We start from the raw sequence: 14605 nt of genomic DNA on the forward strand, positions 1-14605 counted from the left end.
TGGCCAGTGGGTAAGTGTATAGAAAGGCTTTTCAGTTTTTCAACTGAAAGCTTCACTCCTCAAACCCTGACGACCCTCTGCCTATAAATAGATTGCAGCTTTATAACGGATTTTAGACAGCTCGTATGACATTTTTTTGAAGCAATCCGTCACATTTGAATTACATGTACATCCCGCCGTTCACCGGGATTGTAGCCCCAGTAACGTAAGCCGCACCGTCCGACGCAAGAAAAGCGACCACGGACGCGATCTCTTGAGCTTGCCCCAGACGGCCCAGCGGAATTTGCGCCTGCAAGGCTTCACGCTGCGCTTCTGGCAGTTCGCGGGTCATATCGGTATCGATGAACCCAGGGGCCACCGAGTTGACCGTAATCGAGCGCGAACCTACTTCACGCGCCAGAGCGCGGCTGAAACCTTCCAGACCTGCCTTGGCGGCTGCATAGTTTACTTGGCCTGCGTTGCCCATGGCACCCACAACCGAACCAATACTGATAATTCGTCCCCAACGCGCCTTGGTCATGCCACGCAAAACACCCTTGGACAGGCGAAACAGACTGTTCAGGTTGGTGTCGATAACGTCATGCCACTCGTCATCTTTCATGCGCATCATCAGGTTATCGCGGGTGATACCGGCATTATTCACCAGAATCGCCGGCGCACCGAATTGCTCCTGAATGCTCGCCAGCACGGCCGCTACGGACTCGTCGCTGGTGACATTGAGCTCAAGGCCAGTGCCTTGAATGCCGTTTTCTTTCAGGGTTGCCGCGATGCGCTCAGCGCCCGAAGCAGAAGTCGCAGTACCCACCACGATAGCGCCCTGACGACCCAGTTCCAGTGCGATAGCCTGGCCAATACCACGGCTCGCGCCGGTAACCAGTGCAACTTTACCTTGCAGACTCATGCAGGCTTCTCCTAAGTTCAGGCCAACGCTGCACGAGCAGCAGCGAAAGCATCCGGGGTGTTCAGGTTAGAGGTCGACACGCCTTCGGCGCAGCGCTTGTTCAGGCCAGCCAGGACTTTGCCCGGACCGCATTCAACCAGTTGAGTAGCGCCTTTGGCGGCCAGCGCCTGGACCGACTCAACCCAGCGAACCGGCTTGTAAAGCTGCTCGAGCAGATCGCGCGTAAGCGTTTCCAGATCCGGCGCCACATCAGCGCTGACGTTCTGCACCAACGGGATTTGCGGAGCCTGCCAGTTGATCGCAGCGATCGACTCGGCAAAGCGCTCGGCAGCCGGGCGCATCAGCTCACAGTGCGACGGTACGCTGACCGGCAGCGGCATGGCGCGCTTGGCACCACGCGCCTTGCAGCCTTCAATGGCGCGTTCGACAGCCGCCTTGGCACCGGCGATTACCACCTGGCCTGGCGAGTTGAAGTTGACCGCGCTGACGACTTCGCCTTGCGCCGCTTCGGCACAGGCAGCCAGCACATCAGCGTCGTCCAGACCGAGAATGGCAGCCATACCGCCCTGCCCGGCCGGCACCGCTTCTTGCATCAACTGACCGCGACGCTCTACCAACTTCACGGCGTCACCCAGACTCAGGCTACCGGCCGCGACCAGCGCGCTGTACTCACCCAGGCTATGACCGGCAACGTAAGCCGGACGCGCGCCGCCCTCAGCCAGCCACAGACGCCACAAGGCAATCGAAGCGGTGAGAATCGCCGGTTGGGTTTTGTCGGTTTGATTGAGCTGCTCTTCCGGCCCTTGCTGGGTCAGTGCCCACAGGTCGTAACCCAGGGCATCGGAAGCTTCTTTGAAAGTTTCGAGGATCAACGGATGTTGCGCGCCCAACTCGGCCAGCATGCCGAGGGACTGCGAACCCTGTCCTGGAAAGACGAATGCGAGGGAAGCAGACATGTAACAAGCCCCTAATGATCTTGTCGTCGGAGAATTGACGTCCTGTACTGCTGGACGCAAGAAACTGACAGTTGGATGGCTAATTGAACTGAGCGGTCACATTTAAGCATTGTCGAGCGAAAATGCCTAAAGCAACAAATCCTCGAGGCGACCGTGAAGCCGCTGCGGGAGGTTCTCCTGAATCTCGATCAAGGCGCGCTGAATGGCACTCTGGAAGCCCTGTACACCGGCCGAACCGTGACTTTTAACGACGATCCCCTGCAAACCGAGGAAGCTTGCGCCATTATGTCGCGCAGGCGCCAGATCAGCCTGTAGACGCTTCATCAGCGGCAACGCCAGAGCCCCGACCATTCTCGATGCCAGGTTTTGCTTGAACAACGCCTCGATCCGCCCGGCGATCATGGTCGCCAGCCCTTCGCTGGATTTGAGCAGGATATTGCCGACAAAACCGTCGCAAACCACCACGTCAGCCTCGCCACGGTACAAGCCATCACCTTCGACGAAGCCGATGTAATTCAGCCCGCGAGCGTTTTGCAGCAGCGTCGCCGCCAGCTTGACCTGTTGATTGCCCTTGATGTCTTCCGTGCCGATGTTCAGCAATGCGACCTTCGGCCGAGCAATGCCCAAGGTTTCAGCCGCCACCGAGCCCATCACCGCGAACTGGAACAGGTGCTCGGCACTGCAATCGACATTCGCCCCCAGATCGAGCAACTGGCAATAACCGCGCTGCGTCGGGATCGCCGCCACCATGGCCGGTCTATCGATACCCGGCAAGGTCTTGAGCACATAACGCGACAACGCCATCAGCGCACCGGTATTGCCGGCACTGACACAGGCCTGAACCTTGCCATCACGCAACAACTCAAGCGCAACCCGCATCGAGGAGTCCGGCTTGCCACGCAGGGCCTGGGAAGGCTTTTCATCCATGCCAATCACATCGCTGGCCGGCACAATCGTCAGGCGCGCGCGATCCACAGCCGACTGGCTGGCGATCAATTCTTCTAAAAGGGAGGGTTGACCGACGAGGGTCAGGTGCAGCGAGGGCGTAGCAGACAGACAAGCAAGGCTGGCCTGAACAATGCTGCGGGGACCGAAGTCCCCGCCCATTGCGTCAATCGCGATGACTTGAGCGGACAAGGATTACTCGTCAGCGCCCTTGTCGATCACTTTACGGCCACGGTATACGCCTTCTGGCGATACGTGGTGACGCAGGTGAACTTCACCAGTGGTCTTTTCTACGGACAGGGTGCTTGCCTCGAGAGCATCGTGCGAACGACGCATGTCACGGGCGGAGCGGGATTTTTTGTTCTGCTGAACAGCCATAATTGATTAACTCCTAAACGTTTGGGTCACGCTTTAACTGCGCCAATACACTGAACGGGTTGGACCGCGTTACCTCGTCCTCGCTCGGTTCGGGCTCATCGAGACCCGCCGGCTGCTGGCATTCTTCCGGATGATGAGCAGGCACAATGGGCAAGGCGAGCAGAAGCTCCTCCTCGATCAGTGACTGCAGATCCAAAGGATCTTCGCCCAGTTCCAGCACGTCATAACCTTTCGGCAACGACTGGGTATTCGCACCCTCCTTCACCACAGCATAACTGCATTCGCTGTGAATCGGCAGGGTGACCAGCTCAAGACAACGCTGGCAAACCATTTTGACTTCGGTGTCGATAAAACTGTGGATAACCACAGATTTACGTTCATCTCGTTCAAAAACGAATTTAGCCTGCACCGTACCGACAGTGTCGGAAAGCGGGTCGCAGAGTCTCTCCAAATCGGCCAGCAGCATTTCACCTTGAAGGGTGGTGCCACGATCAGCCAATTTGCGCGGGTCAACGTGAGGTGGAATCGGGTCATTCAACATAGGCGCAGCATTATAGGGATGCCCCCAGCCATGTCAAAGGAAATTCAGTCCTGTCCGTCACTTGGAAGCCCCGCTAGAATTTGCGACTGACTTTTGGAGAGCCGTATGCTGCCTTTATTACTTGCTTCAAGCTCGGTCTATCGCCGCGAATTGCTGACCCGCTTGCAACTGCCATTTACCTGCAGCTCACCGGATATCGACGAAAGCCATCAACCGGAAGAACCAGCCATCGAACTGGTAAAACGCCTGGCCCGCGAAAAAGCCCAGGCGCTGGCCGGCAGTCATCCCGCCCATTTGATTATCGGCTCGGACCAAGTCGCCGTGCTCGACGGACGGATTATTGGCAAACCCCACACGTTCGAGAAGGCTCGCGATCAATTATTGGCCGCCAGCGGCGCCAGCGTGACCTTCCTGACCGGCCTGGCGGTGCTCAACAGCCAGACCGGCCATTGCCAGCTCGACTGCATCCCCTTCACCGTACACATGCGCACACTGGATCAGGCACACATTGAACGCTACCTGCGCGCCGAACAGCCCTACGACTGCGCTGGCAGCTTCAAGGCCGAAGGATTGGGTGTGAGCCTGTTTCAAAGCACCGAAGGCCCCGACGCCACGAGCCTGGTCGGCCTGCCGCTGATTCGCCTGGTGGACATGCTGCTGGCTGAAGGCGTGCAGATTCCCTGAGGCTACGACCTTTCAAAAAAAACCGGCCTCGCAGGCCGGTTTTTTTATATTGCGCGACGATCAGCGCAATGCCGGCCCATGAAAGCCCATCCACATCGCCAACTGCTCAGCCACGCTGGCGCCGAGTTTTTTCGAGAAGCGGTCGAACGCCGACTCTTGAATCGTGAAGTCGACCAGCTCTTTCTCGCCGATTACGTCACGCGCCACCGAACTGGCACTGCCCAAACCATCGATCAAGCCCAATGGCAGCGCCTGCTCGCCCGACCAGACCAGTCCGGAGAACAACTCCGGATGCTCTTTGTCTTTCAAGCGGTCGCCGCGGCCCTTTTTGACACTGGCGATAAACTGCTGGTGAGTGGTATCCAGCACACCCTGCCAGAACTTGATCTCATCCGGCTTTTCCGGCTGGAACGGATCGAGGAACGACTTATGCTCGCCGGACGTATAGGTCCGACGCTCGACACCAAGTTTTTCCATGGTCCCGACAAACCCGTAACCGGCCGCCGTCACGCCAATCGAACCCACCAGGCTCGCCTTGTCGGCGTAGATCTGGTCCGCCGCACTGGCGATGTAGTACGCCCCCGAAGCCCCCAGATCGGAAATCACTGCATACACCTTGATCGCCGGATGCAGGGCACGCAGACGACCAATCTCATCGTAGACATAACCCGACTGCACCGGACTGCCGCCCGGACTGTTGATTCGCAGCACGATGCCCTTGACCTTCGGATCTTCGAACGCGGCGCGCAAACCGCCGACAATGTTGTCGGCACTGGCCGATTCCTTGTCGGCAATCATCCCGGTTATTTCGATCAACGCCGTGTAGCTCGACCCGCGAGTCGCGCTTTTTTCGATATCCATCAGCGGAGTAAAGAGGATCAACGCGATGAGCAGATAAACAAAGGTCAGCAGCTTGAAAAAAATCCCCCAACGCCGCGAGCGACGCTGCTCCTGCACTCCCGCAAGCAGGGTTTTCTCAAGCAGCTTCCAGCTCTTGTCTTCGCCATCTTCGGCACTGGCCTTGGCTGGCGCCTTCCATTCGTCGGTCATTCCATCCACCCCAACAAAAACTTAATTGGCCCGCTGACCCAGCCAGGCGTGCAATTGCGAAAAATGATCAATGGCCAGGCGCGGTTCGAACACGCGCAAGGCTTCCATCGATTGAGCACCATAGCTGACGGCAACCGAATCCATCCCGGCGTTGCGCGCCATCTGCAGATCGAACGACGAATCCCCCACCATCAACGCCTGCTCAGGGCGGACGTCGCAATGGGCGAGAATCTGTTCGAGCATCAGCGGATGCGGCTTGCTGGCGGTTTCATCGGCGGCGCGAGTGATATCGAAATAATCCTCCCAACCGTGGGACTTCAGCACACGATCCAGCCCGCGACGCGCTTTGCCGGTAGCCACCGCCAGGTGATAACCCTCGGCACGAAACGCCTCAAGCGACTCGACAACACCGTCAAACAACGGCGAAGGCACGGCCTCCGAGGCGATGTAGTGATCCGCATAGTGCTGACGGAATGCCACCAGCTCGTCATCGCCAATTTCCGGATACAGCGTGCGAATTGCTTCGGGCAGCCCCAGGCCGATGATGCCTTTGACAGCAAGATCATCACGTAACTGAAAACCGGATCGCTGCGACGCCACATGCATCGCCTCGACAATCCGACCAATGGAGTCGGCCAACGTGCCGTCCCAATCGAAAATCAGCAACTTGTAATCAGGGTGCACTCAGGCGCTCCACGGTCTTGGCCCACATTTCATCCACCGGCGCCTGAAGCTTGAGCTCACCACCATCAGGCAGCGACACAGTCAGCATATAGGCATGGAGAAACAGGCGCTTGCCGCCCAGATCGCGAATCTCTTTGCTGAAGTCGTCATCGCCGTACTTGGTGTCGCCAGCGATGCAGTGCCCGGCGTGCAAGGTGTGGACGCGAATCTGGTGAGTCCGGCCGGTGATCGGTTTGGCTTCGATCAGGGTGGCAAAGTCGCCAAAGCGACGCAGGACCTTGAACACGGTCACGGACTCCTTGCCCTCCTCCTCGTCGACCTCGACCATGCGTTCGCCGGAGCGCAGATTGCTCTTGCCCAGCGGCGCACGGACTTGCTTGATCGAGGCAGCCCAGTTACCGCGGACCAGCGCCATATAGCGCTTATCGACACCATCGCCGCGCAATGCCGTGTGCAAGTGACGCAGCATGCTGCGTTTTTTGGCGATCATCAGCAGGCCGGAGGTGTCACGATCGAGACGGTGAACCAGCTCAAGCTCCTTGCAATCCGGACGCAACTGACGAAAGGCTTCGATCACGCCGTAATTCAAGCCGCTGCCGCCGTGAACAGCGATGCCGCAAGGCTTGTTGATCACGATCAGCGCCTTGTCTTCGAAGACAATCGAGGCTTCGAGTCGCTGCAACAACCCTTGCGCCAATGGCACAGGCTCGTCGCGCTCCGGCACACGCACCGGCGGCACGCGCACGATGTCGCCCGCCTGCAGCTTGTATTCGGGCTTGATCCGACCTTTGTTCACACGCACTTCGCCTTTACGCAAAATGCGGTAAATCAAGGTCTTGGGCACGCCTTTGAGCCGAGCAAGAAGGAAGTTATCAATACGTTGGCCGGCATATTCCGGCGAGACCTCCAGCAGTTGTACGCTTGGGGTCGAGGGGGCAGTAGTCGTCATGCCGCGAATGATAACAATTTTTTATGGAATTGAAGCACTTAATCATTGCTGCTATAGTCGCGAACGCCGCCAAAAGCGGCCTGGACAGAGGACAAACGGCAAATTGCCGGCCCTGACCAACGCAATTCATCAGGACGCGAGGCCGTCCTACGGGGCTTTCGCAACGATTGGAAGGTTTGTGATTGTAACAAGCGCAGGTGACATGAGGCCTGAAGCGAGCGCAGCAACAGAGTAACCACTCGTCTGATGCGCCGATATTTACGGCCAGTTCACAAAGTGCAGTCAGTCCCGAACCAGCCCTTGAGCGAGTGCTTCGGAAACAACGCCTGTTACAAGCTGAGTACCAGCAAAACAGCTGACACCCAGTCTTGTGTAGCCATGAGCGTGAACTCCCCATTGGAGAACACGGTAAATGCCAACCCGCTGCGGATTCTGCGCGCGGCAGCACCCGAATTATCAGGGATACGTGTAGGGTGGAGATGCACAACCGTCGGACTGTGTAGCACTAGGCTTATATTTAGACGCTTCATCTCGTCCACAGTCGCCGGTTGATTCCTCCTCCTGACTGAGTGCTTAAGTAGCCACAGCAAGCAGGACGCGTACGTCGCGACTCCGGCCCAATTGGTCGAACCTCGCTAGACACTGGAGTGGCCAACCACTCCTGACGCACCTGACACCGACCGTGAGAAGTCGTGTGTGCCGAACGCCGTTTCCGGCAGCCCGGAAACCGACGGTACTACATGAAAAGAATGCTGATTAACGCAACTCAACCCGAAGAGTTGCGTGTTGCACTGGTAGATGGCCAGCGCCTCTACGACCTGGACATCGAGTCCGGTGCACGCGAGCAGAAGAAGGCCAACATCTATAAAGGCCGGATTACTCGCATCGAACCAAGCCTTGAGGCTGCCTTTGTCGATTTCGGCTCTGAGCGCCACGGCTTCCTGCCCCTCAAAGAAATCTCCCGCGAATACTTCAAGAAAGCCCCTGAAGGCCGCGTCAACATCAAGGACGTCCTGAGCGAAGGCCAGGAAGTCATCGTTCAGGTCGAAAAAGAAGAACGTGGCAACAAGGGCGCCGCCCTCACCACCTTCATCAGCCTGGCCGGTCGTTACCTGGTATTGATGCCGAACAACCCGCGTGCCGGCGGTATCTCCCGTCGCATCGAAGGTGAAGAGCGCAACGAACTGCGTGAAGCCCTGAACGGCCTGGTTGCCCCGGCTGACATGGGGCTGATCGTGCGCACTGCCGGCCTTGGCCGCAGCAGCGAAGAAATGCAGTGGGACCTCGATTACCTGCTGCAACTGTGGACCGCCATCAAAGAAGCCTCGCTGGATCGTTCCGCGCCATTCCTGATCTATCAGGAAAGCAACGTGATCATCCGTGCGATCCGCGACTATCTGCGCCAGGACATCGGCGAAGTGCTGATCGACAGCGTTGAAGCCCAGGACGAAGCCCTGACCTTCATCCGCCAGGTGATGCCGCAGTACGCCAGCAAGATCAAGCTGTACGAAGACAGCGTTCCGCTGTTCAACCGTTTCCAGATCGAAAGCCAGATCGAGACCGCTTTCCAGCGCGTCGTTGAACTGCCTTCCGGCGGCTCCATCGTTATCGATCCGACCGAAGCCCTGGTGTCCATCGACATCAACTCGGCGCGCGCCACCAAAGGCAGTGATATCGAAGAAACCGCCCTGCAGACCAACCTTGAAGCTGCCGAAGAAATCGCCCGTCAGTTGCGCCTGCGCGACATCGGCGGCCTGATCGTCATCGACTTCATCGACATGACCCCTGCCAAGAACCAGCGCGCCGTGGAAGAGAAAGTCCGCGAATGCCTGGAAGCCGACCGCGCTCGCGTGCAAGTCGGTCGCATCTCGCGCTTCGGCCTGCTGGAAATGTCCCGTCAGCGCCTGCGCCCATCGCTGGGCGAAAGCAGCGGCATCGTCTGCCCTCGCTGCAACGGCACCGGCATCATCCGTGACGTTGAATCGCTGTCGCTGGCGATCCTGCGCCTGATCGAAGAAGAAGCCCTGAAAGACCGCACTGCCGAAGTTCGCGCACAAGTGCCGATCCCGGTCGCTGCGTTCCTGCTGAACGAAAAACGCAACTCGATCACCAAGATCGAACTGCGCACCCGTGCCCGCATCGTCATCCTGCCGAACGATCACCTCGAAACGCCGCACTTCGAAGTTCAGCGTCTGCGCGATGACAGCCCGGAAGCCCACATCAACCAGTCCAGCTACGAAATCGCTGCTGCCGCTGCTGAAGTGGAAGAAGTTCAACCGGCCGCCGCCACCCGCACCCTGGTTCGCCAGGAAGCCGCCGTGAAAACCGCTCCAGCCCGCGCCAACGCTCCGGTTCCGACCGAAGTCGTTGCCGCTCCGGTCGCAGCGCCAGAGCCAAGCCTGTTCAAAGGCCTGGTGAAATCGCTGGTGAGCCTGTTCGCCACCAAGGAAGAGCCTGCTGCTCCGGTTGTGGTTGAAAAACCAGCCGCCGAGCGTCCGGCACGCAACGAAGAGCGTCGTAACGGTCGTCAGCAGAGCCGCAACCGTAACGGTCGCCGCGATGAAGAACGCAAGCCACGCGAAGAGCGCGCCCCTCGTGAAGAACGCGCACCGCGCGAGCCTCGTGAAGAGCGTCAACCACGCGAAGCCCGCGAAGAGACTCCAGCAGTCGCTCGCGAAGAACGCGCACCGCGTCCACCGCGTGAAGAGCGCGCACCACGCGCCCCTCGTGAAGACCGCAAACCACGTGGCGAGCGTGAAGAGCGCCCGGTTCGTGAACTGCGTGAACCTCTGGATGCCGCGCCAGCCGCTGCCGCCGCTGTAACGGCTGTTGCTGAAGAGCGTCCGGCTCGTCAGCCACGTGAAGAGCGCGCTCCACGCCCACCGCGTGAAGAACGTCAACCACGTGCCGAACAAGCCGCTGCCGCCGTTGCTGAAGAAGAGCTGCCAACCAGCGAAGAGCAACTGCAGGAAGATGGCCAGGACAACGCCGAAGGCGATCGTCCACGCCGCCGTTCCCGTGGTCAGCGTCGTCGCAGCAACCGTCGCGAGCGTCAACGCGATGCCAACGGCAACGTGATCGAAGGCTCGGAAGAGTCCGAAACCAGCGAAGAGCCAACAAGCGCCGAACTGGCTGCCGGCCTGGCCGTTACCGCCGCTGTTGCCAGCACTGTGATCAGCGCTCCTGCTGAAGCTCAGGCTCATCAGCAAGCTGAACGCGCGACTACTGCCGTGACTGAAGAAGCTGTTCAGAAAGTGGCTCAGGTTGAAGCGCCAGTCGTGGAAGCCACCACCCCGGTCGAAGTGCCAGTCGCTCCTGCCGTTGAAGTAGCTCCAGTTCGTGAAGCACAGCCTGAAGTTCACGCGGCTGTTGAACCAGCCGTAGTTGTCGAACAGCCAGTAGTCGTTGCAGAGCCTGTGGTTGAAGCCCCGGTCGCTGAAAAAGCGCCTGAGGTTCGCGAAGAGCAAACTGCGTTCAACTGGGTTGCAGAAACCGCAGCTGTCGAAGCTCCAGCGCCAGTCGCTGAAGCCCCGGCTGTTGTTGCCGAGCCTGCTCCAGTGGTTGAAGCTCCGGTTGTCGCCGAAGTGGCTGCACCGGTTGTCGAAGCCGCCCCGGTCAGCGCCCTGACGCCAAGCGGCCGCGCGCCAAACGACCCACGTGAAGTGCGTCGCCGCAAGCGTGAAGCCGAGCGCCTGCAGAAGGAAGCCGAACTGGCTGCCGCTGCTGCACCGGTTGCTGCTGTCGAGCCTGCTCCGGTTGTTGCTGAAGTCGTCGAGGCAGCCCCTGCCCCGGCCGCCGAAGTGACTGCCGAGCCTGCTGCCCCAACCATCGACGAAAACCTGCGTTCCGTCGAAGAAGTGGTAGAGCACAAACCTGAGGCCCTGGAAAAAGAACACGAGCCTAAACCGCTCGCCTGATTCCATCAGCCACTAAAAAGCCCCGCCTGGTAACCCAGGCGGGGCTTTTTTATGCCTGCGGTGAAGCAGGCCTACCGCGTTATCGTTCATCGAGGGCAAGCCTTGCTCCTACAGTTTTATGTCGACCTGTGATGATGCGAAGGACACATGACTTGTAGGAGCAAGGCTTACCCTCGATGGCAATCTGTCAGGCGACACCTACTGAAAGATCAACGCCTCAGGCACATCCACATCCCACAACACGCCCGGATCCTCCACCGTCACCTCAACCACTTTCACCGAGGCAAACAGCGGCTTGGCCCCACGGTCGCCGGACAACGCCATCAACGCGGCACCCAACGAACGCCCAAATCCTACCGGATGCCCAAACTCGCCACCCTGCACCGGCACACTGATCGTATCGAGTGCAATCCCCTCGACAATCCGCTCAATACTCGACGGCAAGATAAACGGCATATCGCCCAACACCACCAGCCAGCCATCCAGCGCCGGGCACGCAGCGACCGCCGCCGCAATGCTGTCGCCCATGCCCGCCGACGCCAGCAACAGCACCTGGCAACCATAAGCCCGGGCCAGCCGTGCAACCTCTGGACGATCCGGCGTCGTCACCAACAACCGGGTGTCCACGCCCTTCGGCAGATTGCGCAGCACCTGCTCGATCACCGGTCGCACAATGCCGTCGCGCCCTTCGCACATCGCCAGCAACTTGTCCTGGTCGGCACCCGCCACTTGTCGATAACGACTGCCCTGCCCCGCCGCAAGAATGATCGCGCCCAGCTTCATACCCTGTTCAACGCTGCGCATCAGGCTTTGGTCTGCTGCCAGCCTTGCAACTGGTAGCGAACTGGCAAGCTGCGAATACGCTTGCCGGTGGCGGCGAAGATCGCATTGCACAGCGCCGGAGCGATGGGCGGCACGCCCGGTTCACCGACACCGCCCAGCGGCACATTGCCGGGTGGCGTGACCAAATGCACCGCCACCTCTTTCGGCGCCAGGGACATGCGCGCCACTTCGTACATATGGAAGTTGTCCTGCTGGACCTTGCCGTCCTTGAAGCTGATTTCGCCCAGCACCGCGTTACCCAGGCCCATCACGCAGGCGCCTTCGAACTGCGAGCGAATCCGTTCCGGGTTGATCTGCGGACCACAATCGACCGCGATGTCGGCCTTGTGCACGATCAGCGTACCGTCATCCTTGACTTCAACCTCGATGACCGCCGCCACATAGGTGACGAAGCTGTAATGCACCGCCAGGCCCAAACCACGACCCTTGGGCAATTTGCGCCCCCAGCCGGCACCCCTGGCCGCCGCTTCCAGAACGCCACGCAGGCGCGCCGTATCGATCGGATAACGCTCAGGGGATTCGCCGTAGTTCCACTCTTCGCTCAGGGTTCGCGGATCGATCTGACGGTCCGGCCCCAAGAGCTTGATCTGGTACTTCAGCGGGTCTTGTCCGGCCTTGTGTGCCAACTCATCGACAAAGCTCTGAATCGCGAAACCGTGAGGAATGTTCGACACCGAGCGATACCAACCAACCCGGGTATGCGCCACCGCGTCAGGGTTTTCCAGGCGCACATTGGGAATCGCGTAGGCCATGTTGGTAAAGCCCATGCCCAACTCGAAGGCCGCCTCGTGATTCATGCCTGGCGCGAACAACGCGGTGATGCTGGGCGCCACGGTGCGGTGCAACCAGCCGGACGGCATACCGTCCTTGTTCAGGCTGGCCTTGAGGTATTCCGCCGAGACGGTATGGAAGTACGAACAGTGGATGTCGTCTTCACGGGTCCATTGCACCCGCACAGCCTTGCCGGGAAACTCCTTGGCCAGGATTGCCGCTTCAAGAATGAAGTCCGGCTTGGACTTGCGACCGAAACCACCGCCCAACAAGGTGACATTGACTGTGACCTTGTCGAATGGGATACCCAAACGCTCGGCGATGCGCTCGCGGGTCACTTGCGGCGCCTGACTTGGCGCCCAGGCTTCGCAATGGCCGTCCTTGAAACGTGCAACGGCAACCATCGGCTCCATTGGCGACTGTGCCAGATGCGGCAAGTAGTAGGCCGCTTCCAGACTGCTGTCGGCGCTGTTCATGGCCTCGTCGATATTGCCGGTGCTGCGCACCACTTTGCCCGGTTTCAGGGCTGCGGCTTCCAGCTCCTTGCGATAGGCAATCGAGTCGTAACCGGCATTGGCACCGTCATCCCACTCGATCTTCAACGCCTCACGACCCTTGATCGCCGCCCAGGTATTGCTGGCAATCACCGCCACCCCGCCCAACGGCTGGAATTCCGAGGGCAATGGGCGGCTTTCAATCTGGATGACCTTGACCACGCCCGGGACCTTCAGCGCCGCACTGGCATCGAAGGACTTGACCTTGCCGCCATAAACCGCCGGCCGCGCCACGGTGGCGAAGAGCATGCCGTCAAAGTGCACGTCGGCACCGTAGACCGCACGACCATTGACGATGTCCGCACCATCGATAGCCTTAGTCCCTTCCTTACCGATATAACGGAATTCCGACGACTGCTTGAGCCGCAGGCTTTCACGAGCCGGCACTGACAGCGCACCCGCAGCGGCGGCGAGCGCACCGTAGCCGAGTTCACGCCCGGTGGGCTGGTGGATAACTTTGTGCAATTGCGCGCGGCATTCGCCAACCGGGACTTTCCACTGATCGGCTGCGGCTTGTTCCAGCATGGTTCGCGCAGCAGCACCGCAACGGCGCATCGGCTCATACCAATGGCGCATGCTGCGCGAACCGTCGGTGTCCTGGTTGCCGAAGCGCACCTCATCGCCCGGCGCTTGCCGGACTTTGACCATTGCCCAATCGGCGTCCAGTTCATCGGCGACCACCATGCTCAAGCTGGTGCGCACGCCCTGGCCCATTTCCGAGCGGTTGCAGACCACCGTCACGCTGCCGTCGGCGGCAATGCTCACGTAGACCTTGGGATCATCGATCCAGCCGTTGGGCATACCGGCGGCACCGAATTTCTTCTCTTCGGCGAACGCGTCCTGCCAGCCCCAACTGGCAGCGAGCACCAGCGCACCGGTCGCACTCACGCCTTTGAGAAAACCGCGACGACTGAGGTTGCTCAGGGCGAAATCATTCGGTAGCTGGCTCATGCCTTGCGCTCCTGCAGATGAGTGGAGGCCTGGCGGATCGCGGTCTTGATGCGGTTGTACGTGCCGCAGCGGCAGATATTGCCGACCATCGCCTGTTCGATCTGTTCATCGCTGGGATTGGGGTTGGTCTTGAGCAACGCCGTGGCCGACATGATCTGCCCGCCCTGGCAAAATCCGCACTGGGCGACTGCCGTGTCGAGCCAGGCTTGCTGGACGACCTGGCCAACCGGATCGCTGTGCAAGTTGTCGATGGTGCTGACGTCCTGCCCGATCACCGAACCGATAGGCGTGATGCAACTGCGCGCCGGGGCGCCGTCGATATGAATCGTGCAGGCGCCACACAGGCCCATGCCGCAACCGAATTTGGTGCCGTTGTAACCGGCCACATCGCGGATTGCCCAGAGCAGCGGCATGTCCTCGGTGACGTCGAGTTGATGATCTTGACCATTGAGCTTCAGGGTAATCATGGGCACGCCCGCAT

General features: G+C 59.7%; 13 protein-coding genes. 2 read left to right on the forward strand and 11 right to left on the reverse strand.

All coding sequences use genetic code 11. From position 1 onward, the window contains the following. Nucleotides 1-160: 160 nt before the first annotated feature. From fabG to AABM55_RS20275, 5 genes are all read right to left on the reverse strand, one after another. Nucleotides 161-901 carry a 3-oxoacyl-ACP reductase FabG gene (fabG, locus tag AABM55_RS20255; RefSeq protein ID WP_054593346.1) on the reverse strand — a complete coding sequence of 247 codons (741 nt, stop codon included), beginning with the start codon at nt 899-901 and terminating at the stop codon, nt 161-163. A 17-nt stretch (nt 902-918) separates the two neighbouring features. Then, on the reverse strand, nt 919-1857 hold the full coding sequence (gene fabD, locus AABM55_RS20260) for an ACP S-malonyltransferase (RefSeq protein WP_054593347.1): 939 nt from the start codon (nt 1855-1857) through the stop codon (nt 919-921). 126 nt (nt 1858-1983) lie between these two features. After that, nucleotides 1984-2994 (reverse strand): phosphate acyltransferase PlsX, encoded by a 1011-nt coding sequence (gene plsX, locus AABM55_RS20265; RefSeq protein WP_081013687.1) that lies wholly within the window; start codon nt 2992-2994, stop codon nt 1984-1986. Between the two features lie 3 nt (nt 2995-2997). Continuing rightward, nucleotides 2998-3180, reverse strand: a complete 183-nt coding sequence (gene rpmF / locus AABM55_RS20270) for a 50S ribosomal protein L32 (RefSeq protein WP_003179396.1) — start codon at nt 3178-3180, stop codon at nt 2998-3000. A 13-nt stretch (nt 3181-3193) separates the two neighbouring features. Beyond that, a complete protein-coding gene (locus tag AABM55_RS20275) occupies nt 3194-3721 on the reverse strand; it encodes a YceD family protein (protein WP_008152342.1) in 528 nt (175 codons plus the stop codon). 105 nt (nt 3722-3826) lie between these two features. On the opposite strand from AABM55_RS20275, the gene AABM55_RS20280 reads away from it, so the two are divergent. Continuing rightward, a complete protein-coding gene (locus AABM55_RS20280) occupies nt 3827-4405 on the forward strand; it encodes a nucleoside triphosphate pyrophosphatase (protein WP_347927547.1) in 579 nt (192 codons plus the stop codon). A gap of 60 nt (nt 4406-4465) precedes the next feature. On the opposite strand, the gene AABM55_RS20285 is transcribed toward AABM55_RS20280, so the two are convergent. The 3 genes from AABM55_RS20285 to rluC are packed head-to-tail and all read right to left on the reverse strand — an operon-like array spanning nt 4466 to nt 7088. Then, on the reverse strand, nt 4466-5455 hold the full coding sequence (locus AABM55_RS20285; RefSeq protein ID WP_347927549.1) for a S49 family peptidase: 990 nt from the start codon (nt 5453-5455) through the stop codon (nt 4466-4468). Nucleotides 5456-5476: 21 nt separating this feature from the next. Next, a complete protein-coding gene (locus tag AABM55_RS20290; protein ID WP_054593351.1) occupies nt 5477-6139 on the reverse strand; it encodes an HAD-IA family hydrolase in 663 nt (220 codons plus the stop codon). Further along, nucleotides 6129-7088: a 23S rRNA pseudouridine(955/2504/2580) synthase RluC gene (gene rluC, locus AABM55_RS20295; RefSeq protein ID WP_054593352.1), complete on the reverse strand. Its 960-nt coding sequence runs from the start codon at nt 7086-7088 to the stop codon at nt 6129-6131. The genes AABM55_RS20290 and rluC overlap by 11 nt, the downstream gene beginning before the upstream one ends. 740 nt (nt 7089-7828) lie before the next feature. Here rluC and rne point away from each other — a divergent pair. Beyond that, on the forward strand, nt 7829-11005 hold the full coding sequence (gene rne / locus AABM55_RS20300) for a ribonuclease E (protein ID WP_347927551.1): 3177 nt from the start codon (nt 7829-7831) through the stop codon (nt 11003-11005). A 198-nt stretch (nt 11006-11203) separates the two neighbouring features. On the opposite strand, the gene AABM55_RS20305 is transcribed toward rne, so the two are convergent. Genes AABM55_RS20305 through AABM55_RS20315 form a run of 3 tightly spaced genes read right to left on the reverse strand, consistent with a single transcriptional unit; the run spans nt 11204 to nt 14591 of the window. Further along, nucleotides 11204-11809 (reverse strand): nucleotidyltransferase family protein, encoded by a 606-nt coding sequence (locus AABM55_RS20305; RefSeq protein WP_347927553.1) that lies wholly within the window; start codon nt 11807-11809, stop codon nt 11204-11206. After that, entirely contained in the window at nt 11809-14124 is a 2316-nt protein-coding gene (locus AABM55_RS20310; protein WP_347927554.1) for a xanthine dehydrogenase family protein molybdopterin-binding subunit, read from the reverse strand. The genes AABM55_RS20305 and AABM55_RS20310 overlap by 1 nt, the downstream gene beginning before the upstream one ends. Next, nucleotides 14121-14591: a (2Fe-2S)-binding protein gene (locus AABM55_RS20315; RefSeq protein ID WP_347927556.1), complete on the reverse strand. Its 471-nt coding sequence runs from the start codon at nt 14589-14591 to the stop codon at nt 14121-14123. The genes AABM55_RS20310 and AABM55_RS20315 overlap by 4 nt, the downstream gene beginning before the upstream one ends. Nucleotides 14592-14605: the final 14 nt, after the last annotated feature.

Origin of the sequence: Pseudomonas helvetica (assembly GCF_039908645.1) — a bacterium.
Taxonomy (GTDB): Bacteria; Pseudomonadota; Gammaproteobacteria; order Pseudomonadales; family Pseudomonadaceae; genus Aquipseudomonas; species Aquipseudomonas helvetica.